This is a genomic window from Thioclava sp. DLFJ4-1 (assembly GCF_002020145.1).
Classification (GTDB): Bacteria; Pseudomonadota; Alphaproteobacteria; order Rhodobacterales; family Rhodobacteraceae; genus Thioclava; species Thioclava sediminum.
The window spans coordinates 934,243-960,849 of sequence record NZ_MPZT01000002.1 but is presented as its reverse complement, the minus strand read 5'-3'; the positions used below and the strand labels follow the sequence as shown (position 1 = coordinate 960,849).

Genomic DNA, 26,607 nt, shown 5'->3' with positions numbered 1-26,607 from the left:
ATAATCCTAAAATTCGAGGTGGGCGAGATGGATGTCTTCGCAACCGCCGTGCCTGCGCTTGGCGAGGCATGGGCTCTGATTCTGCAACCTGTTGTTCTGGGATACCTGGTGCTCGGGGTCGTCATGGGCTTGGCCGTGGGGGTCTTCCCCGGTCTCGGCGGCATCGCCGGCCTCTCGCTCCTGCTGCCCTTCATGTTCGGTATGGACCCGGTGCTGGGGCTGGCCCTGATGGTGGGCATGGTCGCGGTCGTGCCGACCTCCGACACCTTCGCCTCCGTGCTGATGGGGATCCCCGGTTCCTCGGCGAGCCAGGCGACCGTTCTCGACGGCTTCCCGCTCGCCAAGAAAGGGCAGGCAGCGCGGGCGCTCTCGGCCGCCTTCACTTCGTCCCTCTTCGGCGGTCTCGTCGGCGCGCTTTTCCTGACCATGTTCATCATGGTCGCCCGGCCGCTGGTGCTTGCCTTCGGTCTGCCCGAGATGCTGATGATCTCGATCCTCGGCCTCTCGATGGTCGCTGTGCTCGCGGGGCGCGTGGCGCTCAAGGGGCTCGCCGCGGCGGGGCTTGGCATGCTGATCGGCACGATCGGCGAGGCCGATGCCGGCGGCAGCCTGCGCATGGCGACCTATGATATTCCCTATCTCACGGACGGGCTGCAGCTGGTGATCGTGGGTCTCGGCATTTTCGCCTTACCCGAAATCGTCTCGCTGCTGCGTCAGGACAGCTCGATCGCCAAGGACGCGACGCTCGGCGCCGGCTGGAGCCAAGGCGTGCGCGACTGGGTCGCCAACAAATGGCTGTCCGTCCGCTGCTCGCTGATCGGCGTGATCGTCGGTGTGATCCCCGGCCTCGGCGGGTCGGTCGTTGACTGGATCGCCTACGGCCACGCCGTTCAGACCACCAAGGACAAGTCGAATTTCGGAAAAGGCGAAATCCGCGGCGTGATCGGGCCGGAAAGCTCGAACAACGCCAAGGAAGGCGGCGGTCTCGTTCCGACGCTGCTCTTCGGCATCCCGGGCTCGGGCTCGATGGCGATCTTCATCGGCGCACTGGCCCTGCTGGGCTCCGGCGATATCGAAGTCGGCCCCAACATGCTGCGCGACAATCTCGATATCACCTACTCGATCGTCTGGCTGCTGGCTCTGGCAAACGTCGTGGGCACGGTGCTCTGCATCGCGGCCTCGGGCGGGATCGCGAAGTTGACCACGATCCGCTTCACCTATCTCGCGCCGTTCCTGTTCATGCTGATCTCCTTCGCTGCCTTCCAGTCAGGGCAGAATTTCGAGGACATCCTCGCCTTGTTCGCGATTGGCCTCATCGGGATCTTCCTGCGCCGGTTCGACTGGTCGCGACCGGCGTTCCTGATCGGCTTCGTGCTGTCGAACCCGGTCGAGAAATTCTCCAACCAGGCTTTCCAGATCGCATCCTTCCGGTTCCGCAATTCCTTCTCGGCGGGCGTCGACTACCTGTTCTCGCCGATCGTGATCGTGTTGCTCATCGTGACGGTCGTGTCGGTCTTCCTCGGGTTGCGGCAGGCTAAGTCGATCATGGCCGAGGGAGATGTCCAGTCGGGCTCCAAACGCGCGCCGCTGATCTTCCTGCTGGTGGTCATGGGCTACGTGATTGCGGCGCTCGTCAACGCGAGCCTGATCCCGAACTACAACATGACCGACAAGATCGTGCCGCTCGTGGTTGGGGGCATCACGCTGACGGCGCTGGTGATCCTTCTGGTGCAGATGATCCTGCGCGCCGAGCGCGATGTGATCTTCGCGGACAAGGAAGTCTCGGGAGAGGACGCGGACGCGCCCTATGGCCTGTGGGGGACGCTCGCGTGGTTCGCGGGGCTGATCGCGGCGACTTACGTCGTCGGTTTCATCCTCGCACTGGCCGGATTCCTCGTCACCTTCCTGCGCATCCGCGCCCAGGCCAGCTGGCCCAAGACGCTGATCCTCGCCGCCAGCGGTATCGCCCTGATGTGCGTCATGGCCGGCGCGCTGAACCGCGATTTCCCGCCCGGCCTGCTGCAGCACGCAGCCAATCTTCCCTGGCCCCTGAAATGATCCGACGGAGCGAATGAGATGGAACAAACAGCCATTCCCTATGTATTCATGCGTGGCGGCACTTCGCGCGGCCCCTATTTCAACCGCGCCGATCTGCCTGCTGATCGCGAGACGCTGGCCGAGGTTCTGATCGCGGTGCTCGGTTCGGGCCATGCGAACAATATCGACGGGCTCGGCGGCGGCGTCGCGGTGACGACCAAGGTCGCGATGCTCTCGCCCTCGGACGATGACTGGGCGGAGGTCGATTATTTCTTCGCGCAGGTCTCGGTCGAGGATCGGCTCGTCGACTTCAAGCCGACCTGCGGCAACATCCTCTCGGGGGTGGGGCCCGCCGCGATCGAGCTTGGCCTCGTCCGCCCCACGGGGGACGAGACCGAGGTGAAGATCCGCGCTGTCAATACCGGGGCGAAGGTTCTCGCGCGCGTTCAGACGCCGGGCGGGGCGATGCGCTACGACGGTGACGCGGAAATCGCCGGCGTTCCCGGCACGGCCGCGCCGATCGCGCTCAATTTCATGGGGGTTGTCGGCTCCTCGACCGGAGCGTTTCTCCCGACGGGGCATCTGCGCGATGAGTTCGACGGTATCGAGGTGACCTGCATGGATGTCGCGATGCCGATGGTGATCGCGCGGGCGCAGGACTTCGGCCTTACCGGCTATGAAAGCGCAGCAGAACTCGACGCGAATGCCGATTTCTTCGCCCGCATGGAGGCTGTGCGCCTCAAGGCGGGCGCGGCGATGGGGATGGGCGACGTCTCGAAATCGGTGACGCCGAAATTCGGCCTGCTTGCGCCCGCCAAGGCGGGTGGAACCGTCGCGACGCGATATTTCATGCCATGGAATACGCATCCCTCGATGGCGGTCACCGGGGCGCAATGTCTTGCCTCCTGCGCGCTCACGCCCGGCACCGTGGCCGACGGACTACTGGAGCGCCCGACCACGAGCCCGGCGAGCGTGGTGCTGGAGCATGCGTCCGGCACGATCGAAGTCCTCGTCGACTTCGAAATGAACAACCACTTCACGCTGAACTCCGCGGGTTTGCTGCGCACTGCGCGCAAGTTGGCCGACGGACGGGTCTATGTTCCCGCTTCGGTTTGGAAAGGACGCTGACATGCCGATGATGAATCTTCTGGTCGCCTTCAATGGATCGAGCGGGTCGGTCGCCGCCCTGCGCTATGCAGCCTCCATGGCGGCGCAGCGTGGCGCTCATGTGACGGCGATAATGGCCCATGCGGCGCACGAGGTGATCGACCGCCGCTCACGCTGGATCCCGAAGGAAGCGCGTGCGCTTCTTGAAGCGGCCAATGGCGACATCCTGCGCGAGATCGAGGCGAGTTTCGAGGAAGAGCGCCGTACCCTCGGGCTTGGCAGTGATCTCGAGTTGAAAGTCGTGGCCGGACGTGTGGATAACGTTCTTTCCGAAGCGGCGCGCTACTACGATATGCTGATCGTAGGCACGCAGGCTGACGATGGCGATGCGCATGTGATCCTGCATCCGGATCGTATTGCGCTGATGTCGGGCCGTCCGGTGATCGTGGTTCCGGAAGGCTATAATGCGGGCGCACAGCACAGCCACGCGGCGCTCGCATGGGATGGAGGGCGGGCCGCTGCGCGAGCGCTCTCCGACAGTCTTCGACTTCTCGAGGATGACGGGCGGGTCAGTGTTCTGACCATTGGGCCGCAGGACGACCGCGCCATCAATGACCTTCTGACCCATCTCTCCCGGCATGGCGTTTCCGCCATTCATGAGGAATGGCCGACGCCGCGACCCGTGGCGGACACGCTCCTAAGATGGTGCACACGCAACGACCCGTCGCTTCTTGTGCTCGGGGCCTTCGAGCATTCCAAGTTTCGCGAGGATTTCCTTGGCGGGGTGACCTCGGAAGTGCTTGCGCGCACGAAAATTCCCGTATTGTTGTCGCATTGAGGAGGCCATGACCCATTTCGAGAAACTGAGCCGCGTCCGTCAGGACCTCGAGGACATTCGCAAGGAGATTGTCGCGAAGATTGCCCGAGACGAGGGCAAATCACCCGACCTTGTGCTCCTGCACGACCGGGTCAGCCGTGCGATCAAGGCCCTGTCCGGTCAAGGCTAACCAAGGGAGAGGTCATGAAGGTCCATATTCTCGACGACTGGTTCGACACGCTCCGCAGCTTGCCCTGTTTTCGCATGCTGGACGAGCACGAGGTGACGGTCTGGACGGATCACGAGCCCGACGAGGAAGCGCTTGCGCGCCGCCTCGCGGGTGCTGAATGCGTTGTTCTCTTCCGCGAGCGCACGAAGATCACGCGCGGCTTGCTCGAGCGGCTACCCAATCTTCGTCTGATTTCGCAGCGGGGCACGTGGCCGCATGTCGATGTGGAGGCCTGCACCGACCAGGGCGTTCTGCTATGTTCGAACACCGGCGGGGATGGCGCCAATTATTCCGCGGCAGAGCTGACCTTCGCGTTGATGCTCGCCGCGATGCGCCAGCTTCCGCAGCAGATGGCGAGCGTCAAAGCCGGCAACTGGCAGATGGGCGTAGGCCGTAGCCTGCGCGGGCGGGTGCTGGGCCTTTACGGATACGGGCGTTTGGGGCGGGTCGTCGCGGATTATGCCCGGGCCTTCGGGATGAAGGTCGTGTGGTGGGCCTCCGAGGCGGGGCGGGCGCGTGTCTTGGCTGACGGGGAAACCGTTGCCGAGAGCCGTGCCGCCTTCTTCGCGCAAAGCGACATTGTCTCGCTGCATCTGCGATTGACCCCCGAGACCCGCGGGATCGTCACCGCCGAGGATCTCGCGCAGATGTCCCCGCGCTCGGTGCTGGTGAACACGTCACGCGCAGGGCTGATTGTGCCGGGGGCCTTGCTGGCGGCCCTTGAGGCCGGGCATCCCGGGCAGGCTGCGGTGGATGTCTTCGACCGCGAGCCCGAGACTGACGCGACAGATCCGCTGCTCGCGCATCCGAACCTAATCGCCACGCCCCATATCGGCTACGTGACCGAGGACGAGTTCGACAAGCAGTTCTCCGACATCTTCGCGCAGGTGAATGCCTATGCGGAGGGCAACCCGATCCACATGGTCAATCCGTCCGCCTTCGCGTGAGGATCTTCGCCACCACGGGTGCGCCGACGATCACGAGCACGATGCGCGTAAGGTGATGGGTGATGACGAAGCCGAGATCTGCTCCGGTCACGATCGCGAGGACCGTCATCTCCGCCTGACCGCCGGGCGCGAAGGCCAGAAACGCAGGCACCCGCTCGCCCAGACCCAACACGGTCACCAGACCGGAAAACCCCGCGGCCAGCACGGCCAGCACCAGCACGTAGGCGATGCCTGCCGACACGATGCGGGTGAGCTCTTTCCACGTCACCCCGAGGAAATGCACGCCGATCCCGCAGCCGATGAAGAATTGGGCCGCGAGGATCGCCTCGGCAGGCGGGCGGAAATGGATGATCCCCGAGAGCGACAGGGCCGCCGTGACGATCATCGGGCCGAGAATCGAGGCGCCGAACAACCCGAGCCTCTCGCCGCCTTTCCAGCCGAGCACCGCGGCGACGGCCATGATCGCCAGCTCATACCACGGCAGATCCGCGACGGGCGCGCCGATCGGGTTGCTGAGTTCGGCACCGTAGAAATGGCTCAGGAAAAACGGCGCCACGGTCACGATGATCAGAACCCGTGTCGCGTGCACCAGCGAAAGCGCGCGAGGGTCGCCGCCCGCTTCCGTGCCGAAGATCACCATGTCCTGCAGTCCGCCCGGCATCGCGGCGTAATAGGCGGTGGGCGCGTCGAAGCCCCAGAACTTTCGGAAGAAAGGCACGCCGATGAGCGCGATCACCGCGATGAAGACCGGAACGAGAGAGACCGACAGCGCCATGCGCGGCAATTGCGCGATGACCTCGGGCGTGATCGAGGCGCCAACCGCTACCCCGAGGATCGTGCGCGCGCCGACAGAGATCTGGCCGAAGCCCTGAAGCGGTAAATGCGCCAGGGCGCCGGCAAGGCAAAATGCCATCGGCCCGAAGAGGAAGGGAAGCGGCAAATCCAGAGCCCAGAAGAGCGCGGTGCCACAGGCAGCGAGGAGAAATGTAAGGCCGCGCCGCCGCATGGCACCCGCATAAATATGTTTGCGCAAACTGGCCTCCTGTTCGTCTTGACGTGACGTGTATACGTTTGTATCCAACTGGACACAATATGAACGCGGAGGGCGAAATGGCAAATGAGGATGGCAGCACACCGCAGGGAAACGCTGCTTACGACCGTCTGCTGACCGAATTGCGCGAAGGGCGGCTCAACCCGGGTGACCGCTTGCGGGAAACCGAACTTGCGGAGCGCCTGGGTATGTCGCGAACGCCTGTCCGGGAAGCGATACGAAAGCTCGAAGCGGATAACATCGTCAGTCACGTTGCGCGGCAGGGCGCCTGCATTCGACGGCTCGACTATGCCGAAGTCATGGAGCTCTACGAGATGCGCGCGGTGCTCGAAGGCACAGCGGCACGGCTCGCGGCCCGGGCGGCTTCGGATATCGAGATCGACGAACTCTACGAGATGAACCGTCAGCTGGGCGAGATCGGCAATGTCCCTGAGGCATTCACGCTTAACCGGCAGTTCCACGCCGCTTTGCTCGACGCAGCGAAGAACCGGTTCCTCACCCGCTCGATCCGCTCGCTGCAAAAGGCGCTGATGATCCTTGGACCGACCACGCTGACCGAGCCGGACCGGGCAGTGAAGGCGGTAGAAGAACATTTCGCCGTGCTCGAGGCCGTCGAGGCGCGCGACGGCGCGCTCGCCGAGAGCGCGATGCGCGCGCATATCGAGGCGGCCCAGCGTGTCCGCGTGCGTGCACTGCGCTCCGAGCCCGGCCAGACCCCCAGCTATGACGGAGATCTGCTGTGACCCTTGCTTTCGCTCAACCCGACATTGCCGTCATCGGCGGCGGTAACGCGGCACTCTGTGCCGCGATCACCGCGGCAGAGGCCGGGGCGCGCGTTTTGATACTCGAAACCGCGCCGAAACCCTATCGGGGCGGCAATTCCCGCCATACGCGCAACTTCCGCTGCATGCATCGCGGGCCGCTTGGTCCACTCACCGACAGTTATACCGAGGAAGAATACCTTGCCGACCTGATGAAAGTAACCGGCGGCAAGACCGATGAAGGTCTGGCGCGGCTCGCCATTCGAAGCTCCGAGGAATGCCTGCCGTGGATGGAGGCGCATGGTGTGCGCTTTCAGCCCTCGCTGTCGGGCACGCTTTCGCTCGCGCGGACAAACGCTTTCTTCCTTGGTGGCGGCAAGGGCCTCGTGAACGCCTATTACCGCACCGCGGAAGCGCTCGGGGTTCAGGTCGAATACGAAGCGGCTGTCACCCATCTGGAGATCGACGACGATCGCGTGACGCATATCGACTACACGCAGAATGGCGAGACGCGGCGTATTAGCCCGAAATCGGTCGTGGTCGCGTCGGGCGGATTTCAGGCCGATACCGATTGGCTCGCCCGCGCCTGGGGGCCGGCTGCGAAAAACTTCCTGATCCGCGGCACGCCCTACAATCGCGGCGTCGTGCTCGCGGACCTTCTCAAGCAGAAGGTCGAACAGGTCGGCGATCCGACGCAATGCCACGCGGTCGCGATTGACGGGCGCGCGCCGAAATTCGATGGCGGGATCGTCACGCGGCTCGATTGCGTGCCGTTCTCGATCGTCGTGAACAAGAATGGCGAGCGGTTTTACGACGAAGGGGAGGACGTATGGCCGAAGCGCTATGCGATCTGGGGTCGTCTCGTCGCGGCGCAGCCCGATCAGGTCGGCTATGTCATCATCGACGCGAAGTCGCTCGAACTGTTCATGCCCTCGGTCTTTCCGCCGATCAAGGCCGATACGCTCGAAGAACTGGCGACCAAGATGGGACTGCCGCCTGCAGCCTTGGCCGACACCGTGGCCGAGTTCAACGCAGCCTGCGGCGACACATCCGGCTTTCACCCGACCGAGCTGGACGGCGTGTCCACCACCGGGATCACTCCGCCAAAGACCAACTGGGCGCGGCCGATCACCGAAGCGCCGTTCTACGGATACTCGCTGCGCACCGGTGTGACCTTCACCTATCTCGGTCTGAAGGTTGACGAGCGCGCACAATGCTCGATCGGAAACCGCCCGGTCTCGAACCTCTGGGCCGCTGGCGAAACCATGGCCGGATCGATCCTCGGGCAGGGGTATCTCGCCGGTTTCGGCATGACGATCGGCACCGTTTTCGGACGTATCGCAGGCAAGGAGGCCGCCGACCATGCAAACTGAGTTTCTCGAAGAGGCACGCCGTCAGGCCGAGATCTGCAACGCCTGCCGGTATTGCGAAGGATATTGCTCGGTCTTTCCGGCGCTCCATGCCGAGCGCGCCTTCAGCGACGGCGATCTGACGCAGCTCGCCAATCTCTGTCACAATTGTCGCGGGTGCTATTACGCCTGCCAATACACAGCACCGCACGAGTTTGCACTCAATCTGCCGCAGGCGCTGGCGAATGTTCGACAGGATAGCTGGGAAGAATTCGCGTTTCCCCGCACGGCGGGTCAGGCCTTCCAGAAAAGCGGGCTGCGCATCGCGCTCGCGACCGTGCTGGGCTTTGCGCTCCTGATCTGGGCCATGCTGTCGCTTGCAAGCGCAGGCGGCGAGGGTTTTTACGCAGTCATCGCGCACAACACGATGGTGGCGATCTTCCTGCCTGCCTTCCTGTTCCCGCTACTTAGCCTCGCGATCAGCTTGCGGCGGTATTGGCGCGCGGTCGGGGCCGGTCCAGTTCGCTTCTCCGATCTTCGCGGAGGCTTTGCTGCCGCCGCGAAGATGCGCAACCTAAAGGGTGGGCACGGAGACGGCTGCAATTTCGAGGACGAGGACCGCTTTTCCCAAGGCCGCCGGTTCGCGCATCAGGCCGTGATGTATGGCTTTCTTCTGTGTTTCGGCGCCACGAGTGTGGCGACGTTGATGCATTACTTGCTGGATCTGCGCGCCCCTTACCCGCTCTGGTCCCTGCCGAAGCTTCTCGGCGTGTCGGGTGGCTTGCTGCTGACCCTGGGTTGCATTGAGATGATCCGTCTGAAGCTGCGGGCGGATCCGGAACTCGGTGCCTCCGGCGCGACGAGCGGCGAATTCGGCTTCATCGCTCTGTTGGGTTTTGTGGGTTTGAGCGGGTTGGCGCTTTATGTGCTCGGTCAAACCCCGCTGATGCCGGCCATGTTGGCCTTGCATCTTGGGGCCGTGCTCGCATTCTTCCTGCTGACACCGTTTTCCAAGATGGCGCACGGCTTCTATCGCCTCGCCGCGCTGACCGCCGAAGCGCAGAACAAAAGAAGGGGCGCTCGGTAGGCGGCAGCTGCAAGGCGCGCAACGCTGTCGTCCGAACGGGACCCGGGTCACCGCGCCCTGGTTTTGGCGAAGGGCGGCTTTGTGCGCATAGCAGGCATTTGGGCCGAGCGCAGCGAAGGTCCGCTTTCCGCCCTCTCTTTCGGCGACGATCCGTAAACCTCTCCTACTGGCGGCTCTCCAAAGCATTGTATGGGCGTTGGGGCGTCACTCGTGTTCTCAGGCGTGAGGCGCTGTTTCATAATCAGGCTTATGGGTCGTTGGTCAGCGAAAGATGCGAAATCCGGTTCGCGAATTTGCAGTTACAGACAAGAAGAAGATTTGTCTGTAACGCTATCAGGTTCGCTGCTGGCGCATCATTTTCGATGGTGTGCAGTCATCCAAAGCGAGCGCTTGCCTCTAATCGACTTTGCGTTCTAAGCGGCCATAGCGTGTTTTCGTTTCGTGAATGTGCATGTGACAGGATATATGCTCGAGCCCATAGCAAAGAGGTCGAGTCACATGAGCCGAGAGAGCAAGTTTCTCGCGCGAATACTGCGCCACAAGCCGGAAGACATCGGTGTGACGCTCGATGCTGAGGGGTGGGTGCGCATCGATCTATTGCTGCGTGCGATGAAAAAAGCGGGTCGCGGCATGACCCGCGCGCAACTCGAAGATCTCGTGGAGACGAATGACAAGCGTCGTTTCACTATTCAAAGAGATAAGATTCGGGCTGCCCAGGGCCACTCGATTCCCGTTGACTTGGGTCTGCAGCCGCTTTTGCCGCCAGAGTTGCTGTATCACGGCACCGCCTCTCAAAGCCTGGATGCGATCTTCGCATCCGGATTGCTTCCTGGGGGGCGTCGACACGTGCATTTGTCAGGCGATCCGTCGACTGCAGCCGGCGTCGGCAAGAGGCATGGAAAGCCAACAGTTCTTCAAGTCGAAGCTGGCAGAATGCATGGTGATGGCTACGTGTTCTGCCGAGCCGATAATGGGGTATGGCTAACCGATCATGTGCCGCCCGAGTATCTCGGTTTTGGCATTCGAAGTGTCGATTGATCTCGGCGTAATTCGCTCTGAAAGGATCAGCGCTTAATAATGAGAAGCTAATTTCTGCATGCGAGCGGAAGGGCCGAGAAGTTTGATCTTTCGCCGACCGCCGCCGTTCTCGTGCGCGAGTTTAGCTGCGGAAACGACGCCTGAGCGGATATCGCGCTCATCCTTGGCACGCGCGGCGGCTTTTTCAGCAGCGCGCTTTTCGAATGAAAAGTGTTTCTCAGACTTCATAGCGTACCCCTTGAGACATTCTCGAATGCAGTAAAATCGTCAAAAAATCAAGAAGACCTTACGTCTCAGCCTGAGTCAGAGCGGGTTTGCAGTGTGGTGTCGGTCGACGCGTTCCTCACTGACTAATTCTCAGTTACGCTGCCGGAGTGCCTTCAGCTGTAAGCTTGGACAGGGCTCTCGCGAGATCGGAGATACGGATGAGCCGTCCGCGGCTGGTTTCACCGACGCGCTTTGCGCCGATCGTCTCGACTGTTGCAGCCTCCAGCGCCGCAGAGAATGCACGCGATGAAGTACCCATGGCTCGTGCAAGATCGGCGACGACTGCATAGGTCGCTTGAAACTCGCAGAGCGCCTTCTGTCTGATGAGCCAAATCTCGGAGCTGCCGCGTTGTGTGCGTGACGCGGGGAGCAGTCCAATCGCACACCAATGCGTGACGCACTCGTACTTCCAGCCGGCGACACGAGAGACATCGCGTGCTGTCATCACTGTTTCAGCTGCGCTCTCAAGGGCCTTCTCAATGTCCGTAGCCGCGAAAGAAAAATCTCCTAATCTGTCGCCGTGAGCGACGGAAACTGGCTTGATGCCTCCGTCGAATATCTGGCGAAACAGGGTGAAAAGAGCGGAGCGATCCGTAGTGCGTCTCAATGTGAGTTGGTTAAAGGTGATGGTCTGGCAAGGTGCTGGCATCCCCTCGCTGTTCGCTGCGATCTGGTGAACCTTGGTTTCGATGAGTGTCCAGTCGAAACCGCCGTCAACGAGTGGTGGTCGCTCTTCAAGGCTTAGCTCGCGAAGTACGCCAGCGCCTCTGAGCAAAGAAAGCTGAGACTTTGAGACACCGAGGCGTTTCGCTGTCTCCCTTGCATCTAAGAAACGATCGCGATCTTGTTCGGCTTCAAGGATACATTTCTTAGGGATCACGGTGTGTCGATGTCCGTGCCCAGTCGTAGTTTGTCTTCCCTCGATCTTTCCAGATGCGACGGTGTCTACGAGTCGATCGGCGCGGACTCCGAGCCTGCGTGCCGCTTCGGTCGCCGAGAGCCAGTCCGGCTCTGAGGTTGGTTCCGAACGAGCGTAGGGATCACCACAGTGTTCGCGGATTACCTGCTGACAGCGCACCTTCAAAGAGTTGGCCAGATCTCCTTTGAGGCGCATCAGGGCACGGTACCAAGGCCCCATCCGCTGGCTCGCAGTTTGCCCCTCTCCCACGTTCCATCGACTTGATACATGTCGATCGAAGTTGATGGGCCAATCATTGAGGAGGTTGAGGGCTGGCGTCATGAACTCGCGGGTCTCGGTAACCGTTTGTGGGACGCGTGCCTTTCCGTTCTTCCCTGTTCTGTTCTCGACAAAGCCGCATGCCAGAAACCACACGGTTTCAGAGATTCCTTCGGTGCCAGAGATGATCTCAGTGGCGGTGTGCTCGGATGGACCATTGCCGGCAAGGGCTCGCGAAAACTGAGTTTCCGTCACCAATCCTGGGTCAGCCGAGATTTCGCCCAAGTCATATCCGCAGTCGCAGGTGCTCAGGCCGCCGGAATGCGGTGTGATGCGAGCGTCGCACATCGGGCAGTGGTCCTGCAGACAGACACCGTGGATCGCGCATGTGCTGACGAGAGCGTGGCGCCATTCCTTTCGCCACGGTAAACCCTCATGAAGGCATGTGGGACAAAATGGGTCGCTATGGAGCCTGTCGAAACGCCACTCGTAGCATGGGTCCGGCGGTCTGACCGAAGGCGCTCTCGCTTGCAGCCGGTCAAGATTAACATCCAACTCGGCGGCCAAGTCTTCGAGATGCTCGACCATGGGTCGCCCGTAGCGCATGCGAAGACGTCGCGAAAAATCCGCAAGGCTTACGTAGCCCTCGCTGTCCGCGACGCGACGCAGAAGCCCTGTGAGGCTTTCATGACTCATGCTGTCACTGGGGGCGCTCATTCGCCCACCAGACTCTTTTGTGCGCAAAATTGCTGAAGTCGCGTAGGGGCGACTGCGAGATCGGCATCTTTCATGACGCTCGCGTATGCGCATTCGAGATGGAAATCATCCAAGTCCTCGAGCTCAAACATGTCCGGCAGATTGCTTTGGGCCTGAGTGCAGGCACGGTAAGCTTTCGACAGATCACTGAACTCGACCGCTTTGCGATCGCCGATGAGCCGAATGCAATGCGAGAGCAAACGAACAACCGGCCCAATGCGTCCACCGCTTGCGCCGTAAAGTCGACGGATCGCATCGGCTTGGTCAAAATCGAGCGTATAGCCATTCTCCTCGAGGAGGTCGAAAAACGGGTACACGGCACCAAGAAAAGCTTCTCGATCAGCGTCGTCGCCCCAAGCATATGGATGAAGAGTAACGGTGCGCATGGCGCGATCACGCAGTTGCTCGTTGTCGTCGATCAGCTTCTGAAATTTCGGCAACCCGCTGAGTACCAGCACGACGCCTGTCTCATCGACAAGAGACTTGAAATGGTCGGTCGCGCTGCGAGGTGGAAAGTTGGCGCCGCGTTCTGCGCAGTGACTGACTTCATCAAGTGCAAGTATCCGGAGCTTGCGGTCTTCGATAAGTTTCGTCAGGCGTTTTCGGACCAGTTCTGTTGATTCACGGCTGAAATTTGAGCGCGGTTCGATTGTGCTGAGCAAAGCTCCGAGAAGTGTTTTTTCGCTCGGTTTCGGAGCGAGCGAACCCAATGCGAAGTCGCAAGTATCGGCGACCATGTTGAGGCGGCGCCAATGTCCCAGGTCGTTGCGCAGATGTCGAAGCAGCTCTGACTTACCGCTTCTCGTGGGGCCGAGAAGTGGGACAACGCCACCTGTGTCAGCGCATAAAGAAATGCGCTCACACATCTCTTCGTAGGCGGCAGTGTATCGTTCGTGCTCGATCCGTTTTCCAAAGAGAAGATCGTTCATTTCTCGGCCTGCTCATCTGAGAATTTGGCAAGTTTCGCCGGGCGTTGGATCGGCTTTGATGCTTGGGACGCTCTTTCCACCAAACTCTCGGCGGAGGCGTGGGGCCTCGATGCCGCCTCGCGGATGCGTTGGTTGCGCCTGTTTGCTTTCGCTTCGTGAAGCTTCCGGCGATGCTTCGTTCCAAGCGGTTTCTCGGAATGATGCTGGTCTGCCGCCGCACTTTTGAGAAGTTCTTCTACCGTCAGGCGATCGGCGGAGGTTTTGCCCAGTGATTTCCGAATCCGCTTCAGTTCCTCGACTGAGAGCGGGGGACATTCGGGGTCTTTTGTTCCGACGAAAAGCAGCTCGTTCGACTTCGGGTTAGTTACACCGATCGTCCGGATGTCCGTGACGTCGCGCCAGACCTCGACTTCGGATGTGCCGAGTGTACGGCTGAGGTAGCTCAAGTCTGCGGAATGATATTGAATTCCGTCAACCTCGATTCCGTAGTGATGGAGCTTCCTGCTTATGCGCTTGGCGAAGAATATCTGCCGAAGCTCTGGCTTGCTCGGTGGCTCAGGAACCAAGAATTCCTGTTCGAGACGCTTCCATGCTTGAGCCGGGCTTTCGCTCATTCGGTAGATCGAGTGAATACGCCTCCGCTTTGTTAGGGCGTAGCTGTCGAAACGCCATTTTTGGACAAACGCAGTGAAATCTTCGAGCGTAAGCTTCGCCTCGACTTTCGCTGGAGCGATGCGCGATCGGTTCGGCATCATCTTCGTCTTCGTGGCGCCCGGAAGCTGAGTTACGAACCCCGAAAACGTTCCGAAGAAGCGTTCGATGAACGGCTTTTTTTCCGGATGCCCGGGGATCGCTTGCTGAAATTCAAATCCCGCAGTCGCGATCAATCGTCGAATGATATCGCCGCTGTTTTCGCTGCCTTGGTCAGCGACAACTGTCAAAGGACGGCCCATGGTCCTCAACCGGTTCTCAATCTCAAACCTGTCGAAGAACGCGTCGCTTGCGGGTGTCATCGCTTCTTTCAGCACCTTCGCAGTCGTGACTGCAGTCGGATTTTCGATACCGATCTCCAAGCCGACAATCAGACCTGTGGCTACGTCTATCGCTGCCGTCACATGCGGACGCGCAACATTGCCCTGATCGTCTATGATGACGAAGATGTCGGCGACGGTGCTATCCACTTCAAGGCGTTCGAATGGGGCTTTGATCTGCTGAAAGCGCGCCGCCTGGTTTAGCCGCCGCCGCGCCTCCTTGGAGTCGAGCCGCATTTTGACCACATCCTCGTGCGGTAGGCTCGCGATGATGCTTTCGACGACTTTGCGCCCATGCGGTGCCGGTCGAAGTCTCCGCTTCGCACATTCGGCTTGATAGAGCGCGGCCGCATGTCGTGAGAGTTGCGTGACCGTCATGCGATCTGATGTAAGGAACTTGGATTCAAGCAAATCGAAGACGATTTCTTCGAAGACTTCGTCATGTCGATAGTTGCGATTGCCGGACAGCGCGCGCTTGTCGACCATGGCGCGCGACCCGATCCTCATCGCATGCTGCCGCCAATACTGGACTGTCCGAATTGCAGGAAAGCTACGCGCTCTTTCGCAATGCTTTGCGTCGCTTTGAAGCTCATCACGTGCTTTCGCCCAAGCAGTTGGCCAGCCATATCCGTTTTCGCGATGCCGCCCCACGCGCGCGAGGACTGCTTCGCGAAAGGTCTTTTCCTCGCGCGTGTCGTGATTGAGCGAACGCGTTGCAAAGTCCGGGACCTTCGCTTCTGAGACATTGCCGAGCGCGATCTGCATGCGAAAATCTTCGATCGGAAGGAACTTTCGATCGCCGACTTCATCTTCGAGAACAATGTTAGGAGTTCCCGAATCTTGTCCAATGACACGATAGATTGTTTCTCCATGGCGGAGGTAGCGGCCGTCGGGGGCGGAAATGAGGTTCATATCGGAAGCACCTTGAGATGGTCTAACTCACCTGTACCGGGACTGATGAGCGTCGATGGGCGAAGTGGAGTCGATATAGGATCGAAGACTGCGGCTCCGGAAATGATGGCGCCGAATAAATCGCGTTGGCTGGTGCCTGTGGCTTCGAGAAGTCGCCGAAATTCTGCGGGGCCAAGTTCGAGATGAGCTTTGATCTTTGCAATTGCAGCGACATCAGGCGCCTGGGCAACGTGAGGTTTCAGCGTTCGGAGTGCGCGCGTCGATTCATCTGAGAACATCTCATCAGTAATGAGCATGAGGCGATGACCGAGCTTATGTACGGTCTCAATGACCAGTTCGAATCTCGGGTGCGCGTCGAGCCAGCGCCGTGCTTTCCCTTCGACGAGTAGTTTTTCACCGTTGGCGAGGGTCAGGCGAAAGTCCGGCGTGTACGCCCACGGCTTGTAGCCCTGTTCGCTCAATGTCTCGAACATCTTCTTTTTAGATGCATAGGCGCGACCGGTGTTGAGATCGAAGGTCAGCGGCTGGAACTCGATCTTAGTGACCCTCGGGTCGACCTCCGCGGCGGCTGCGATCGTGCCTTCCAGCATGCTTTCAGCCTGACTCACATCGCGCATCTTGGTGCCAGAAATCAGGCTAACCTTCTTTTGGTAACCACGTTTTCGAATTTGGCGCGCAGGTTCAGCGCCCTCGTCTGCATTCATTTGAAATCTCTCAATACACCCAGGGGTTGATGTCGGGAGACTTGGCCGAACTGCAGGCGGGAATCTGGTTTAAAGGTGGCTTTCCGGGCCGGATCGGTTTCAAGGTGGTAGAGGAATGCTCGCCAGGTCATCCTTCAAAAGACGCGTCTTCGTCTACAAAGTTGGGCTCGGGCACCGATAGAAGTCCCCGGCGCAATCAACGCATTATGGAACGAACTCGCGCTTCAGCCTGCTGAGGGGTGAATCTGAAGTGCCGCTCGATACAACGCGACGTCAGCCTGATCCGGCATCACCCCGGTGAGTGCTTCGCACGCCTGAACTGTTTCGAGGGACATACCCGAGCGCTCCGCGACCTGTTCTTGAGTCAGGTTCGCGGCGTCGCGCAGCGCGCGTAGTTGCATGGCGAGATCGATTTTTGCGCGAAATTCGATCTCGCGCTCTGCGATCTCGGGACGCGCTTCAAGCATCTTGTCTCGAAAGCTTTTCATCGGGTTCTTATAGCACGGTTTGAGGTTTTCTGGGAGACCGGCTGCTTCAGTCTAAGTTGATGTTAAACGTCCCTTGGCTCATGCGGCAGCCTCGCTGATCACTATGAACGAGCAGACAACGGCTAACCTCTACGTCCTATCGGCATGGCCTCGGTTCCCAGTTGCATGCCGATCATTCGCGCTCTGTATTCTATCGACACCAATTTCCCGGCCGAGGCGGGCAACGGGTTCGACCGCAGATGTAGCGCACGGCAAGACCCTCAGAGATCAAGAGCTCACCTACGTCTCTCCCGTCAACCCAAAGAGAGCCGCACTCGCGGCCGTAGTTGCAGGCTCGTGTCCCTTCTGTGCCTGGGCGGCAAGCGCAGGCCACACGTTGAAAGTCTATCCTTTTCGCGCCTCGAATGACTTCTCTGAGTCTGGAGGTTGCGCGCTGGCCTAAAGCATATTCGGCGTTGCAGGCCGCGGAACCGACCTCTGGTGTATTGAAGCCAACAAGGCGAACGTTTGCACGCTCGCCGTGAATAGCCACCGTATCACCGTCGATGACCCGTACGTCACTTGCAGCGATCAAGCGGCCTTTGGTGGGAGCCTGAGGGCTGCCAGCGGATGGATTGTGAGAAGATAGGTAACTCGTAGCCATCCAACCGGTCCCCAGCGAGGATCTAATCTGTGTCCAGCCTGCTTGTGAGCTGATCTTCTTGACCGATGTGCCTTGGCTCAAAGCCCCCATAATTTGATTTTCTGTGCCGGGGCCAGATCTCTGATTGACGCTTCTGCCAGTCACAAAAAGAACCTCACTCCCTGTTTCTGAGCTCAGCGACTGAGACGGTTGGTGGGCAGGAGAAGTGTTGTCTGTATCCCGCGAGAAGATCCCCCCGAACAGTGCAATGAAACCGATAACAAGTAAGGCAGGGAGGCCCAGCTGGCGCTCTACTCGCCGAATTGCTCTTCGCGGGCCATAGATGACCCTAAGGGGCGAGGCGGGGCGCCTCGAGCGCGAATAGCTTTGACGGCGTGAGTTTGATGCTCTGGGATGGCGCCGCTTTGGTTCAGAGCGTGTAGCTCGAGAACCTTCTGATATGTCGCCATCAGGCAGTTCTTGTTCTTTGGGAAGGTCCAGCAGCGCATAGAGTTTTCGATACTGGCGTTCGCTCAGTTTCGTCCGTCCTCCGTATCGCCGAAATCGCGCCTGCATATCCGCAAGAAACGAACGCTCCCAATCATTCAGCGTTCGAGCCTCTAAGCGCTCGTCTAAGCGCCTTTTGATAAGTTCGGTACGCTCCGCAGAGAAAGGCATCGTCCCCAAGAACTTCTGTTTTCCTGATGTTCAAAGGAATGCGATCTCTTGCGAAGGTGCAAGAACAATGGCTCCCAGCGGCGATCAGGGAACAATGCTAAGGCTACCGAACGGTGACCACATCATCGTAGCGTCACGATCTTACCTGTGAACTGCCACAGGATTTTTTCCTCCACCATCGATTAGAGTCCGGCCCAACTTTGCTGATTAGCGGGAAAGGGACCCGGCACGGCGATCCTCCAGCGCCTCCAGAAAGGCGACCAGCAGTCCGACCTGCTCCTCGGTGATGAGCGAACCTGACGCCAGAATCGGCGATATAGCGTCGATTTCCGTGGGCGCCATCAGATGCTCCCCACCCTCGGCATAGGCGCGCGCGAAGCGATAGGGATCGAGATGCTGCCGGATCGCAACTTCGAGCGTGTCGGCTTGGCCGTTGTGGAAATAAGGCGCGGTGAGCGTCACGTTCCGCAAGGGCGGCGTCCGAAAAAGAAACCGATCATCCGCCATACCGGTGGCATAGAAACGGCCCAAGTCCTTCTCCTCCCGGATCTCGGGCACGCCGACGGAATGAAACCCGAAATCGCTGAAGACATCGCCTGCGTGGCAGACCGCGCACCGGCCGATGCCATAAAATACGAGCGCCCCACGCTTCTGATCCACCGAGAGGGCGGAAAGGTCTCCGGCGAGATAGCGATCCCAAGGTGTGTCGCGGGACTGGAAGGCGATCTCGATGTAATGTGCGAGCGCATTGCCGAGATGGGCCGGACGAACCTCGTCGGCCGTCCCGACCCCGTAACTCTTGCGAAACAGACTCCGATAGGTTCCCGCTACCTCACCGCGCTCATCGCCCTCATAGAGACGCGACGCGAGGCGGGCCAGCACCGCCTCGGGGGCTGGCCTGCCGCGTGCCTCGGGAGCAAGAACATTGCCGGTGCCGGGCTCGCCAAGCATTTCCGCCGGGATAACGATCGGCCGCACCGATTGCAGCGCCATGAGATTCTCAAACCCAGTCGTCGACAGACCTTCGGGCAGCACCAGTCCACCCTGATCGGCGGCAGCCACGGCCTGAAGTCGGCCGTCCCAGAGCATCGTGGAGACATCGTTGTGGTCACGGTTCCAGAGATCGGGCACATTGCGCGCAGGAACGTCGGGCAACCAATTCGGTGACACGTCAAGTCGTGTCTCCAATGCAGCCCCGTCTGCAGTCGCTGAGGCCAAGACGTGGCAGGTGGCGCAAGTCCGCTCTCCTTGTCCACTCAGCAGCGGATCAAAAAATAGCCGTTCGCCGAGTCGGAACTTCGCATCGCGCAGGTCTTCCTTCAGGGGCAGTGGCGCGAGGTCGAAGAGCCGGGACGCTACGCGCAGTTGTGCATCGAGATGGTCAGCATCGCTCTGCGCCGCCCGCAGGTCTGGATAAGCGGGGTCCGAAGTCGCGGAAAGATTGCGGGCCGCGAGCGCATGCCGCGATATCCCGTCCGACAAAAGCTTCTCGGTGAGCGCAGTGTAGCTCTTGCACGGCAACCGGCCGATTTCGAGGGACTGGTCCAATCGCAAAGCCTGCGCCGCGTCCAGTTGGTCGTGTGTCTCCTCCGCGGTCTCTGCGGTGCGCAGGGCTTGGTCGCAGGCGGCGGCGAGGGTACGGACGTTCTTTTCCAGTCGGTGAAGCTCGATCCGCGGACGTAGCTCAGCAAGGTAGAACCAGGCCGGCAGGGAGAGACCGAGCCCGATGACGGCGATCCGGGTGAGGAGGTCGAGCAGGCCGCGCCGGCGCACCCACTTCACCGCGCGGGCTCCGGATCGAACTCCAGCGCCGCAAGGAAGGCGACGAGCTCCGCGATCTCCGAGTCGCTGAGCTCGACCGCGTAGCTCGGCTCCAGCGACCAGCGCGCGATCTTTTGGTAAACCTCAGCCCGGTCGAGCGCCGAAAGGCTGCTGGTATCGATCTCTGCCAAAGGATCGACATGCGCCCGAATAGCCGCGGCAAGATCCGGCTCGACCCCGGAATGGGAATACGGCGCGGTCTTTGCAACATTGTAGAGTGGCGGCGTTCGGAAGGCGTACCGGTCCTGGGGGTCTTGTGTGAAATTGTAGCGGCCGTAGTCGATGCCGAAACCGTTGAAGCCGAAACCGAACTGCCCGAAGGGGATCGCGTGGAATTCAAGGTCGGAGAAATAGGTGCCCGTATGACAGGCAGCGCATTGCCCGCGCCCGTAGAATAGGAGTCCCCCGGCCAGTTCCCGATCGGTCAGAGGTTCATCTTCGAAGATGAAGCGATGGAACCTCGTCTCCCGCAGTCGGAACTCGGAGCGAATGAAGGCGGAAATGGCCTGGGCAATCTGGAGGTAGGTAAGATCCCCGACCTCGAGCCCGGATGCGACCGCCAAAGGCTCGGCGATTTCCGGCGTTTCGCGGATGCGGCGAGCGATTTCCGTATGAACCCGCGCCGCGGCGCCAACGTCGCCCTGGCGTAGCCATTCGGTCGCATCGCTCTCCCCGATCATTTCGCGGAATTCCACCGGCGGCAGATGGACGGTCACGACCAGCGGGTCGTCGGAGGGTGCCATGGTGCCGAACTGGCTTCGGACGTCGCCGGAGCTGGCATCGACCCTCCCATCCCAAAAGAAGACGTCGAAGCCCACGCCGCCCCGCCCCCAGAGGGCGAGAGTGTTGCGCGAGAGAACGCCGGCCGGGCTCTTCATTCGCTCGGCGCCTTTGCCAACGCCACCAGCCCCATGGCCGAGCGGCAGACCGTCAGCGGAGCCAAACTCGTCGAGATGGCAGTTGCGGCAGGAGACATTGCGGGTGAGCGAGAGCAACTCGCTCTCAAAGAGCAACTTGCCGACCTCCGCCTTTTCCGGTTCGAACTCCGGCCAGGACTCTTCGACCGGACGCAATCCGTTCTCAAGCGCCGCCTTGCGCAAGACGGCCTCGCGCATGGTCTCGGCCATGGCTGGGGCGGCGCAGATCAGTGCGACAGCAGCGAAGAACTTAGTAGCGGATTTCATGGATCTCGATCACATCTTGCAAATCTGTCGCCTTAGCCTCGATCGCCTTGAGCGCCATGTAGCCAAGCGCCGCCTCGTCGAGCCCGATGAGCATCAATCGCTTTCGCAGCAGATCGTAATCCTGGCAGTCAATTAGGCCGACTTCGCTCGCCTCGAGAGCCCGCACGGTCTCGGCGGAGGGGTCGGCCTCCAACTTCTGTTTAGCCAGCAGATGCGCGCGCATTGAGCGGTCGCAGCGATAGGTCGCCTCTTGGTAAGCCGGCTCGGCGGCGATGATCACACCCCAGACCCAGAGTGGCGGAATCATCTGGCCGATGATCAGGCCACAGGCCAGCACCAAGGCATACCGGACCCAATTACTTCGCAACGATATTGAGCGCATCGAGGACCTCGGGAGTGATGGTGCCGGTGATCTTCAGGTTCCAGTCCTTCTGAAACTTGCTGAGCGCGGTCCTCGTGCCGGTGCCAACGACCCCGTCGATGGCCCCGGTGTAGTAGCCATAGGTATAGAGTGCCGTCTGCACTCGCTTGACGATCTCATTGAAAGCCGCGCTGTTCCCGGGCAGCGTCTTCGGGGCCTGCGGCGCGCGCGGCATGACATAAGAGGGCGGGGTGCTGTTGCTCAAGGGTTTAGACGGACTATAGGTACTGCCGCCGCTCGAATATCCCCCACCGGAGGAGGAGCGATGGCTACCGTGTGATCCATGCGAGCCGTGACTCGAATGTGACCGGTGCCCAGCCAGAGTGTAGGTGTGCTCGCCCCGGAGAAGCTGGAAGAGCGAGGCCGATGGGTCGTCATGACGATCCGACCGGGGCGGGGCGATGGCCTGGGCCCCTTGCGGCGCGTAGCCCGCGGCCGCGAGCGTGATGGCGAATTTTCCGATCTTCTTCATTGCGGCCGTATCTCCATGAAGCCGTCCTCCTCCCGATACCACTCGAAAAACCCGGCGCAGCTGGCGCGTAGACTGCAGGCGCGGCAGGCCGGAAGATATTTCTGTTTCCAGTCCGAAATCGATCGTGCCGCGAGATCCCGATAGGCTGGCGGCACTGTGCAAAGCGGGAAATTGTAGAGCGTGACGCCTTGGCGTCGCGCGCGCATCAAGTCGATGGCCGCACCGAGACTGGCGAAGTCGATGCTGCTGTCAAAAAAGCATCGCGTCCAGTTCATCCGGCCATAGCCGATGCGCTCCATCTGCATGATTGCCCAAGTCGCGGCGAATGGCAGATGCCGCGTGATGAAATCTGCAAGGCGCGGCAGATAAAGAGCATTTTGCGCCAGAACCACGGTCCGCAGTTCGAGCGCGGCACCCGCGAGACCGAGCAATGCGAGATTCGGGGCCAGCTGTGCAAAGGCACCGGACTTGCCGACGATCTCGTCATGTGTCGCCGGGTCGTCGGAATAAATCGGCACGCCCCATAGCAGACGCGTTCGGTGCTTCCGCAACCATGCCAAATCGTCGCGCTCGAAATGCTGACCATTGGTCAGAATGTGAAAGCTGAGATCGTCACGGGTGGCGAAGACTGCGTCGATGAAGGCAAAGAGGGCGTCCTTGTGCAGGAGCGGCTCACCACCGGAAAGGCCGATCTGAGCGCCGGGCGGCGCCAGCCGGGCGGCCGCGAGGAAATGAGCGAACATGTCCTGATGCTGCGGCTTTGGCGGCTGGGAGCACATCAGGCAGAGTTGGTCGCATCGCTCGGTGACGAGAAACGTATTGTGCGGTGAGGTCGCCCGGATGAGACGATGGGCGATCTGGCGGCGCGGATCGATCAGCAGCACATCGCCCGCGATCTCCGCGGGCGCGACATCCCGAAGTCGGAACCTGGTCAGACTGTTCCGGTAGCCCAGGACCCCCGCCTCCGACGACGTGAGGGTGGCATCCTCCTCGCATTTGGGCTCCCCTTCCGCGATGCGGGTCACAAAGGGCGCGAGGTTGCGGTCGCACTCCGATTTGAGACGAAGCTGGATCATGGCGCGACGGGCCTCAGCGCCTCGGGAATACTCTTGACTCCGAGCCAGCGCGACAAGGTGAATTCGACCTCCCGGTCGGTGCTATAAAGGAGCTCTATCGCGAGATCGAAGACGGCAAGGTGGCGCTGGCAGAACCAGCTCTCATGGCGAGGTACATCGATCCGGCCGCTGCGCGAGAGATCGTCGATCGGATCGGTGCCGCAGAAGGGCTGATAAGGGCAGTGGATGCAGTCGGGATCGAAATTGTTGATGTGGCCCGGCGCCAGCAGGGCCAGTTTTTCCTGGTCCAGACCATCGCTCACGTTGCCGATGGCGAGGTCGACCTGACGGATTCGCGCCAGCATGCGCGCCTCGTCGCTGGGATAGATTTGCCCGTCGAAATCAATAACGGCATTCGCGCCGGTCGGGACATTGGGATTGCGTAGATCAGTGTGGCTGTCCATCCCCGGCGCCAGGATGCGCCGCAGGCAATGGGCCATGTAGAACTCTTCCATCACCTGTTCCGTCTGCGCGTTTCGCGCGATCAGCGCCTTGATGAAATCTCGGTAATAGTCATTCCAGGCGGCCGAAGTCCGGGCCGCGGGATGGCTCTTGCGGGCGAAGCCCTGGTAATTGACTGGGCGCAGGTAGAGCGAAGTGAAACCGAAAGCCTCATAGGCCGCGATCAGGTCCTCCGGATCGGGCGGCTCTTCGATGTCGACGGTCGGCAAGGCGGAGATCCGGCCGGGACCGATCCGGCCGATCACCTGTTTGAGGTTGCTGAGGAAAACTTCCGTCAGCGCGGTATCTCCCGTTCGATTCCGGGTATGGACCTGGTGAGGTCCGTCAAGCGAGGTGCTGATCAGCACGTCCTCGCTATCCAGAAACGCGAGGATGCCCTCATTAAGGGTTTGAAGGTTGCTGCAGACCACGAAACGAACACGGCGGAAGCGCCGGCGCGCGAAGGCGGCGACGGCCTCCAGAAGATCGAGCCTCAGGAACGGTTCCCCGCCCTGGAACTCGATCTGGATTTCCTCGACCGGCAGGTCGTCAAAAAAGCCCAGCACCTTTTCAAGCGTCTCCGCATCCCAGTCGAAACCTTGCGACGCAAGCGGCGCGCGCGAGACCTGGCAATAGGAACATTTGAGGTCGCAGCGCAGCGTAGGAATCAGGATGATATAGGCCGACCTGCCCCCGATATGCTGGCGCCGCGACCACCGCGCCAGAAACCCGGTATGGGCGAGATCGCCCGCCCGCTCGAAGGCGTGGCCCTTCTCCAGTAGGAAGCGTTCGTCCGACGGGCTCAACGCGTCGCGCGCATAGCGCCCAACGAACTCACTCTTGGCGAGGAAATAGGCGCCGGAGTCATCCGCGAGGATCGTCCGGCGATCGTCGAGATCGCGAAACCGAAGCGGCCAGATCTGCATTACCCTGCCAGCATCGCGTAGAGGTTCTGCCGCATCGGCAACGTCTGCCGGAAGATCTTCTCGCGATAGATCTGGTAGGTCACCTCGCGCTCGATCTGAGCGGGATCGCACTCAGACGCACCGTGCACTGAGATACCCTTGTCTGACCCGGAAAAGCCGAGCTCCGGATAAATATACCCAAGGCGCAAAAGAGCCGCAGGGATGCAAAGATCAAATTCTGGATCGATCGCGATATCGAGAATGGGGCTCACGGACATGTTGGCGGTCTCGAAAACTACTAATATAATCGGCGGTCAAAAAAGTGGCATAGCCTTCATTGGGCGCGAAATCCGGCAAAAATCAAGCCTATGACTCCCAAGAAACGCACATGGGGAGAAGTTTTCGTAGCGGGTGGCTCAACGACACCCGCTCTTTTCCGGCGTTTATGCTCAGTTCGCCCAATGCAGGATTCCCCGCTGGATTACGCAATCCGATTTCAAGGCGCAGGCGGATAACGTTAGAAGAAAGGAAGGGCGACGCTTGCTCGACTGAACACCCACTTGGCTCCGTGCGACAAGCCGGATTCGATCCTGTCCCCCGTCAGCACCTGGGGCATCTGAGTTGATTTTGTAACGGAGGATTTCTGGCTGTTCGCTGCAATCAGCTTTGACGGCAGCAACGCGGGACTGAGCGGGCGTTCACCTCTCCGCAAGGACAGACCGCTTCCCAGCCTATTGCGGCCATTACAATCACTGAGCGTGATCGGAAAAACCAGTTGTCAGGACTATAGCAAAGTTCAAGCTTGGGGCTCGGCCCATCATAGTGCTACGAGGTAACGATGTCAGATACCGAGCAGACAAACCGCCTTGGCGTGAACATCTTGGATCAGAGGGTGCTTGAGGCAGGGCATATCTTTCGTGAGCAGTCGATTTCCGATTCCGGCATTGATGCCCAAATCGAAGTCAAGGATCGCACGAAAGCAACGGGACGCTTGATCGCCGCTCAAATCAAGGCCGGTCCCAGCTACTTTTCCAAAGAGGATGAGAACGGATTTTGGCACTATGTGTCTGACCGGCACAGGGACCTTTGGATCAATCATTCACTCCCGGTCATCTTGGTGCTTTGCGATATAGATAAGCGTGCTTGCTACTATGAAATCGCGACCGAGGAGACGTGTGTTCGAACAGCTAACGGATGGAAAATTCTTGTATCCAAGAATAAGACCATAGGCACAGACAGTTCACTTGATCTCACTTCAATAGCTTCACCAATTGTAGCAGCAAGTGACTATTCAATTCACGCCGAACAAGATCAAAGCCATGCAAATGCCAGACGGGTTAGCTTAGATATTGTCGTTCATCCCGGAAGTAAGCCAGTTAGCAAACCCTTGCTTGGTGCAATCGTTCGAGCGGCGCTGAAGGACGGCCAATCAAGCCAGTATCATCGTGATGAGCTCTCGGAGAGGGTGCTTGGTGGACGACCCATCGATGTAGTTTGGGGCTTTGTATATCTGCGAGACATTGACCGTGAATCGGCATCATGGATATGCCGATTTCAGTGGATTTCACCAAGCTTGGAAGCATCTTCCAGACCGCACGCGTATGAAGGAGAACAAGACGGTAGCGGGCTTGTGATCGATTGGAAAGGCAATACGGAGCTATCAAAGTTTATCGACGAAAGACGCGCTTCGAAAGCCGACTTCCTGAAACACGTCGATAAGTTGCTTGCTCAGCTGCCCGACGTACAGAAAGGCCTGGACTCATTGCTTGAGCGCGGCGACCAGAGCCCACACGCAACAGGTTTCGCCGTACTTGCCGAAGAGTTTGAAAGTATGTGGGACGACAGCTTCGCAGCTCCTAACGAATGCCAGCGGCTAAATCAGGCAATCCAAGAGCTACTCGCTACAGTGGGAAATGCGGGGTTGATTTGGGCTCAAAGAATGTCGCGTCGCCCTTCGCAGGTGCGATCACTCATGAGTAGCTATCGCGATAAACTGGATCGCCTCGACGCTGATATCTCATTCCTACGCCGAGACGTGAGATAGGGCAGCGGACGTTGGTTGAAGGAGGCGATGTTGACGTGTTCTATTCAGGCAGCTCCGGGCCGGATGCGACGGACGCCTCCGCGCTGCGAATGCGAGGTCTCCCAAGAACAACACGGTCAGTTAGGGCTCGAAGCGGCCATGCGGCGTCGCGGCAAGCCTTTCCTGCGACCCGCCCGACCGTATCGACGCGCTCGGTACAGAGCAGCCGATAGACCTA

At 60.1% G+C, this 26,607-nt stretch carries 24 protein-coding genes; 10 read left to right on the top strand and 14 right to left on the bottom strand.

The window, feature by feature from the left end; genetic code table 11:
- Nucleotides 1-27: 27 nt before the first annotated feature.
- The 5 genes from BMI85_RS09785 to BMI85_RS09770 are packed head-to-tail and all read left to right on the top strand — an operon-like array spanning nucleotide 28 to nucleotide 5,137.
- Nucleotides 28-2,058: a tripartite tricarboxylate transporter permease gene (locus BMI85_RS09785; protein ID WP_075774267.1), complete on the top strand. Its 2,031-nt coding sequence runs from the start codon at nucleotides 28-30 to the stop codon at nucleotides 2,056-2,058.
- Nucleotides 2,059-2,076: 18 nt separating this feature from the next.
- Nucleotides 2,077-3,165 carry a 4-oxalomesaconate tautomerase gene (locus BMI85_RS09780; protein WP_078601022.1) on the top strand — a complete coding sequence of 363 codons (1,089 nt, stop codon included), beginning with the start codon at nucleotides 2,077-2,079 and terminating at the stop codon, nucleotides 3,163-3,165.
- A gap of 1 nt (nucleotide 3,166) precedes the next feature.
- Nucleotides 3,167-3,982, top strand: a complete 816-nt coding sequence (locus BMI85_RS09775; protein ID WP_078601020.1) for a universal stress protein — start codon at nucleotides 3,167-3,169, stop codon at nucleotides 3,980-3,982.
- Between the two features lie 7 nt (nucleotides 3,983-3,989).
- Nucleotides 3,990-4,151: a hypothetical protein gene (locus tag BMI85_RS21415; protein WP_166504574.1), complete on the top strand. Its 162-nt coding sequence runs from the start codon at nucleotides 3,990-3,992 to the stop codon at nucleotides 4,149-4,151.
- 14 nt (nucleotides 4,152-4,165) lie between these two features.
- Nucleotides 4,166-5,137 (top strand): D-2-hydroxyacid dehydrogenase family protein, encoded by a 972-nt coding sequence (locus tag BMI85_RS09770; protein ID WP_078601017.1) that lies wholly within the window; start codon nucleotides 4,166-4,168, stop codon nucleotides 5,135-5,137.
- On the opposite strand, the gene BMI85_RS09765 is transcribed toward BMI85_RS09770, so the two are convergent.
- Complete coding sequence (locus BMI85_RS09765) at nucleotides 5,115-6,143, bottom strand: AbrB family transcriptional regulator (RefSeq protein WP_078542394.1); 1,029 nt, start codon at nucleotides 6,141-6,143, stop codon at nucleotides 5,115-5,117. The genes BMI85_RS09770 and BMI85_RS09765 overlap by 23 nt on opposite strands.
- Before the next feature lie 104 nt (nucleotides 6,144-6,247).
- Between BMI85_RS09765 and BMI85_RS09760 the strand changes: the two genes are divergently transcribed.
- The 4 genes from BMI85_RS09760 (at nucleotide 6,248) to BMI85_RS09745 (ending at nucleotide 10,423) form a co-directional block, all read left to right on the top strand.
- Nucleotides 6,248-6,931, top strand: a complete 684-nt coding sequence (locus BMI85_RS09760; RefSeq protein WP_078601144.1) for a GntR family transcriptional regulator — start codon at nucleotides 6,248-6,250, stop codon at nucleotides 6,929-6,931.
- Nucleotides 6,928-8,322, top strand: a complete 1,395-nt coding sequence (gene tcuA, locus BMI85_RS09755) for an FAD-dependent tricarballylate dehydrogenase TcuA (protein ID WP_078601015.1) — start codon at nucleotides 6,928-6,930, stop codon at nucleotides 8,320-8,322. The genes BMI85_RS09760 and tcuA overlap by 4 nt, the downstream gene beginning before the upstream one ends.
- On the top strand, nucleotides 8,312-9,385 hold the full coding sequence (gene tcuB / locus BMI85_RS09750; RefSeq protein WP_078601013.1) for a tricarballylate utilization 4Fe-4S protein TcuB: 1,074 nt from the start codon (nucleotides 8,312-8,314) through the stop codon (nucleotides 9,383-9,385). Before tcuA ends, tcuB begins: the two co-directional genes overlap by 11 nt.
- Before the next feature lie 498 nt (nucleotides 9,386-9,883).
- Nucleotides 9,884-10,423 carry an RNA 2'-phosphotransferase gene (locus BMI85_RS09745; RefSeq protein WP_078601142.1) on the top strand — a complete coding sequence of 180 codons (540 nt, stop codon included), beginning with the start codon at nucleotides 9,884-9,886 and terminating at the stop codon, nucleotides 10,421-10,423.
- 33 nt (nucleotides 10,424-10,456) lie between these two features.
- Here the strand turns inward: BMI85_RS09745 and BMI85_RS21135 are convergent, their stop codons facing one another.
- The 13 genes from BMI85_RS21135 to BMI85_RS09680 all read right to left on the bottom strand — a co-directional run bounded on the left by BMI85_RS21135 (nucleotide 10,457) and on the right by BMI85_RS09680 (nucleotide 24,624).
- Nucleotides 10,457-10,651, bottom strand: coding sequence for a hypothetical protein (locus BMI85_RS21135; RefSeq protein WP_143595034.1), 195 nt, complete (start codon nucleotides 10,649-10,651; stop codon nucleotides 10,457-10,459).
- Nucleotides 10,652-10,784: 133 nt separating this feature from the next.
- The gene (locus BMI85_RS09740; RefSeq protein ID WP_246832526.1) at nucleotides 10,785-12,122 is read right to left on the bottom strand and encodes a hypothetical protein; all 1,338 of its coding nucleotides are present in this window, start codon (nucleotides 12,120-12,122) and stop codon (nucleotides 10,785-10,787) included.
- 458 nt (nucleotides 12,123-12,580) lie between these two features.
- Nucleotides 12,581-13,552: a TniB family NTP-binding protein gene (locus BMI85_RS09735; protein WP_078601140.1), complete on the bottom strand. Its 972-nt coding sequence runs from the start codon at nucleotides 13,550-13,552 to the stop codon at nucleotides 12,581-12,583.
- The gene (locus BMI85_RS09730; RefSeq protein WP_078601008.1) at nucleotides 13,549-15,495 is read right to left on the bottom strand and encodes a Mu transposase C-terminal domain-containing protein; all 1,947 of its coding nucleotides are present in this window, start codon (nucleotides 15,493-15,495) and stop codon (nucleotides 13,549-13,551) included. The genes BMI85_RS09735 and BMI85_RS09730 overlap by 4 nt, the downstream gene beginning before the upstream one ends.
- Entirely contained in the window at nucleotides 15,492-16,199 is a 708-nt protein-coding gene (locus BMI85_RS09725; RefSeq protein WP_078601006.1) for a hypothetical protein, read from the bottom strand. The genes BMI85_RS09730 and BMI85_RS09725 overlap by 4 nt, the downstream gene beginning before the upstream one ends.
- Before the next feature lie 224 nt (nucleotides 16,200-16,423).
- Nucleotides 16,424-16,687, bottom strand: a complete 264-nt coding sequence (locus tag BMI85_RS09720; RefSeq protein WP_078601004.1) for a helix-turn-helix transcriptional regulator — start codon at nucleotides 16,685-16,687, stop codon at nucleotides 16,424-16,426.
- A 1,507-nt stretch (nucleotides 16,688-18,194) separates the two neighbouring features.
- On the bottom strand, nucleotides 18,195-19,769 hold the full coding sequence (locus tag BMI85_RS09710; RefSeq protein WP_168174763.1) for a cytochrome c peroxidase: 1,575 nt from the start codon (nucleotides 19,767-19,769) through the stop codon (nucleotides 18,195-18,197).
- Entirely contained in the window at nucleotides 19,766-20,992 is a 1,227-nt protein-coding gene (locus BMI85_RS09705; protein WP_210402333.1) for a His-Xaa-Ser system-associated MauG-like protein, read from the bottom strand. The genes BMI85_RS09710 and BMI85_RS09705 overlap by 4 nt, the downstream gene beginning before the upstream one ends.
- Nucleotides 20,976-21,329 (bottom strand): TIGR03982 family His-Xaa-Ser system protein, encoded by a 354-nt coding sequence (locus BMI85_RS09700; protein WP_246832535.1) that lies wholly within the window; start codon nucleotides 21,327-21,329, stop codon nucleotides 20,976-20,978. The genes BMI85_RS09705 and BMI85_RS09700 overlap by 17 nt, the downstream gene beginning before the upstream one ends.
- Nucleotides 21,330-21,348: 19 nt before the next feature.
- Nucleotides 21,349-21,885 carry a His-Xaa-Ser repeat protein HxsA gene (gene hxsA, locus BMI85_RS09695; RefSeq protein WP_078600994.1) on the bottom strand — a complete coding sequence of 179 codons (537 nt, stop codon included), beginning with the start codon at nucleotides 21,883-21,885 and terminating at the stop codon, nucleotides 21,349-21,351.
- Nucleotides 21,882-22,961 (bottom strand): His-Xaa-Ser system radical SAM maturase HxsC, encoded by a 1,080-nt coding sequence (gene hxsC, locus BMI85_RS09690; RefSeq protein ID WP_078600992.1) that lies wholly within the window; start codon nucleotides 22,959-22,961, stop codon nucleotides 21,882-21,884. The genes hxsA and hxsC overlap by 4 nt, the downstream gene beginning before the upstream one ends.
- On the bottom strand, nucleotides 22,958-24,367 hold the full coding sequence (hxsB, locus tag BMI85_RS09685; protein WP_078600990.1) for a His-Xaa-Ser system radical SAM maturase HxsB: 1,410 nt from the start codon (nucleotides 24,365-24,367) through the stop codon (nucleotides 22,958-22,960). Before hxsB ends, hxsC begins: the two co-directional genes overlap by 4 nt.
- Nucleotides 24,367-24,624: a hypothetical protein gene (locus BMI85_RS09680; protein WP_078600987.1), complete on the bottom strand. Its 258-nt coding sequence runs from the start codon at nucleotides 24,622-24,624 to the stop codon at nucleotides 24,367-24,369. Before BMI85_RS09680 ends, hxsB begins: the two co-directional genes overlap by 1 nt.
- A gap of 560 nt (nucleotides 24,625-25,184) precedes the next feature.
- On the opposite strand from BMI85_RS09680, the gene BMI85_RS09675 reads away from it, so the two are divergent.
- Nucleotides 25,185-26,390, top strand: coding sequence for a DUF4365 domain-containing protein (locus tag BMI85_RS09675; RefSeq protein ID WP_078600984.1), 1,206 nt, complete (start codon nucleotides 25,185-25,187; stop codon nucleotides 26,388-26,390).
- Nucleotides 26,391-26,607 lie beyond the last annotated feature (217 nt).

What these genes read in the sequence shown, in the direction of transcription:
- BMI85_RS09680 (WP_078600987.1), bottom strand. Translation starts at nt 24,624, where the DNA reads ATGTCCGTGAGCCCCATTCTCGATATCGCGATCGATCCAGAATTTGAT.
- BMI85_RS09720 (WP_078601004.1), bottom strand. Translation starts at nt 16,687, where the DNA reads ATGAAAAGCTTTCGAGACAAGATGCTTGAAGCGCGTCCCGAGATCGCA.
- BMI85_RS09775 (WP_078601020.1), top strand. Translation starts at nt 3,167, where the DNA reads ATGCCGATGATGAATCTTCTGGTCGCCTTCAATGGATCGAGCGGGTCG.
- BMI85_RS09735 (WP_078601140.1), bottom strand. Translation starts at nt 13,552, where the DNA reads ATGAACGATCTTCTCTTTGGAAAACGGATCGAGCACGAACGATACACT.
- BMI85_RS09780 (WP_078601022.1), top strand. Translation starts at nt 2,077, where the DNA reads ATGGAACAAACAGCCATTCCCTATGTATTCATGCGTGGCGGCACTTCG.
- tcuB (WP_078601013.1), top strand. Translation starts at nt 8,312, where the DNA reads ATGCAAACTGAGTTTCTCGAAGAGGCACGCCGTCAGGCCGAGATCTGC.
- hxsB (WP_078600990.1), bottom strand. Translation starts at nt 24,367, where the DNA reads ATGCAGATCTGGCCGCTTCGGTTTCGCGATCTCGACGATCGCCGGACG.
- BMI85_RS09745 (WP_078601142.1), top strand. Translation starts at nt 9,884, where the DNA reads ATGAGCCGAGAGAGCAAGTTTCTCGCGCGAATACTGCGCCACAAGCCG.
- BMI85_RS09730 (WP_078601008.1), bottom strand. Translation starts at nt 15,495, where the DNA reads ATGAACCTCATTTCCGCCCCCGACGGCCGCTACCTCCGCCATGGAGAA.
- BMI85_RS09675 (WP_078600984.1), top strand. Translation starts at nt 25,185, where the DNA reads ATGTCAGATACCGAGCAGACAAACCGCCTTGGCGTGAACATCTTGGAT.
- hxsA (WP_078600994.1), bottom strand. Translation starts at nt 21,885, where the DNA reads ATGAAGAAGATCGGAAAATTCGCCATCACGCTCGCGGCCGCGGGCTAC.
- BMI85_RS21135 (WP_143595034.1), bottom strand. Translation starts at nt 10,651, where the DNA reads ATGAAGTCTGAGAAACACTTTTCATTCGAAAAGCGCGCTGCTGAAAAA.
- BMI85_RS21415 (WP_166504574.1), top strand. Translation starts at nt 3,990, where the DNA reads ATGACCCATTTCGAGAAACTGAGCCGCGTCCGTCAGGACCTCGAGGAC.
- BMI85_RS09770 (WP_078601017.1), top strand. Translation starts at nt 4,166, where the DNA reads ATGAAGGTCCATATTCTCGACGACTGGTTCGACACGCTCCGCAGCTTG.
- BMI85_RS09760 (WP_078601144.1), top strand. Translation starts at nt 6,248, where the DNA reads ATGGCAAATGAGGATGGCAGCACACCGCAGGGAAACGCTGCTTACGAC.
- BMI85_RS09705 (WP_210402333.1), bottom strand. Translation starts at nt 20,992, where the DNA reads ATGAAATCCGCTACTAAGTTCTTCGCTGCTGTCGCACTGATCTGCGCC.
- BMI85_RS09785 (WP_075774267.1), top strand. Translation starts at nt 28, where the DNA reads ATGGATGTCTTCGCAACCGCCGTGCCTGCGCTTGGCGAGGCATGGGCT.
- hxsC (WP_078600992.1), bottom strand. Translation starts at nt 22,961, where the DNA reads ATGATCCAGCTTCGTCTCAAATCGGAGTGCGACCGCAACCTCGCGCCC.
- BMI85_RS09765 (WP_078542394.1), bottom strand. Translation starts at nt 6,143, where the DNA reads ATGCGGCGGCGCGGCCTTACATTTCTCCTCGCTGCCTGTGGCACCGCG.
- BMI85_RS09725 (WP_078601006.1), bottom strand. Translation starts at nt 16,199, where the DNA reads ATGAATGCAGACGAGGGCGCTGAACCTGCGCGCCAAATTCGAAAACGT.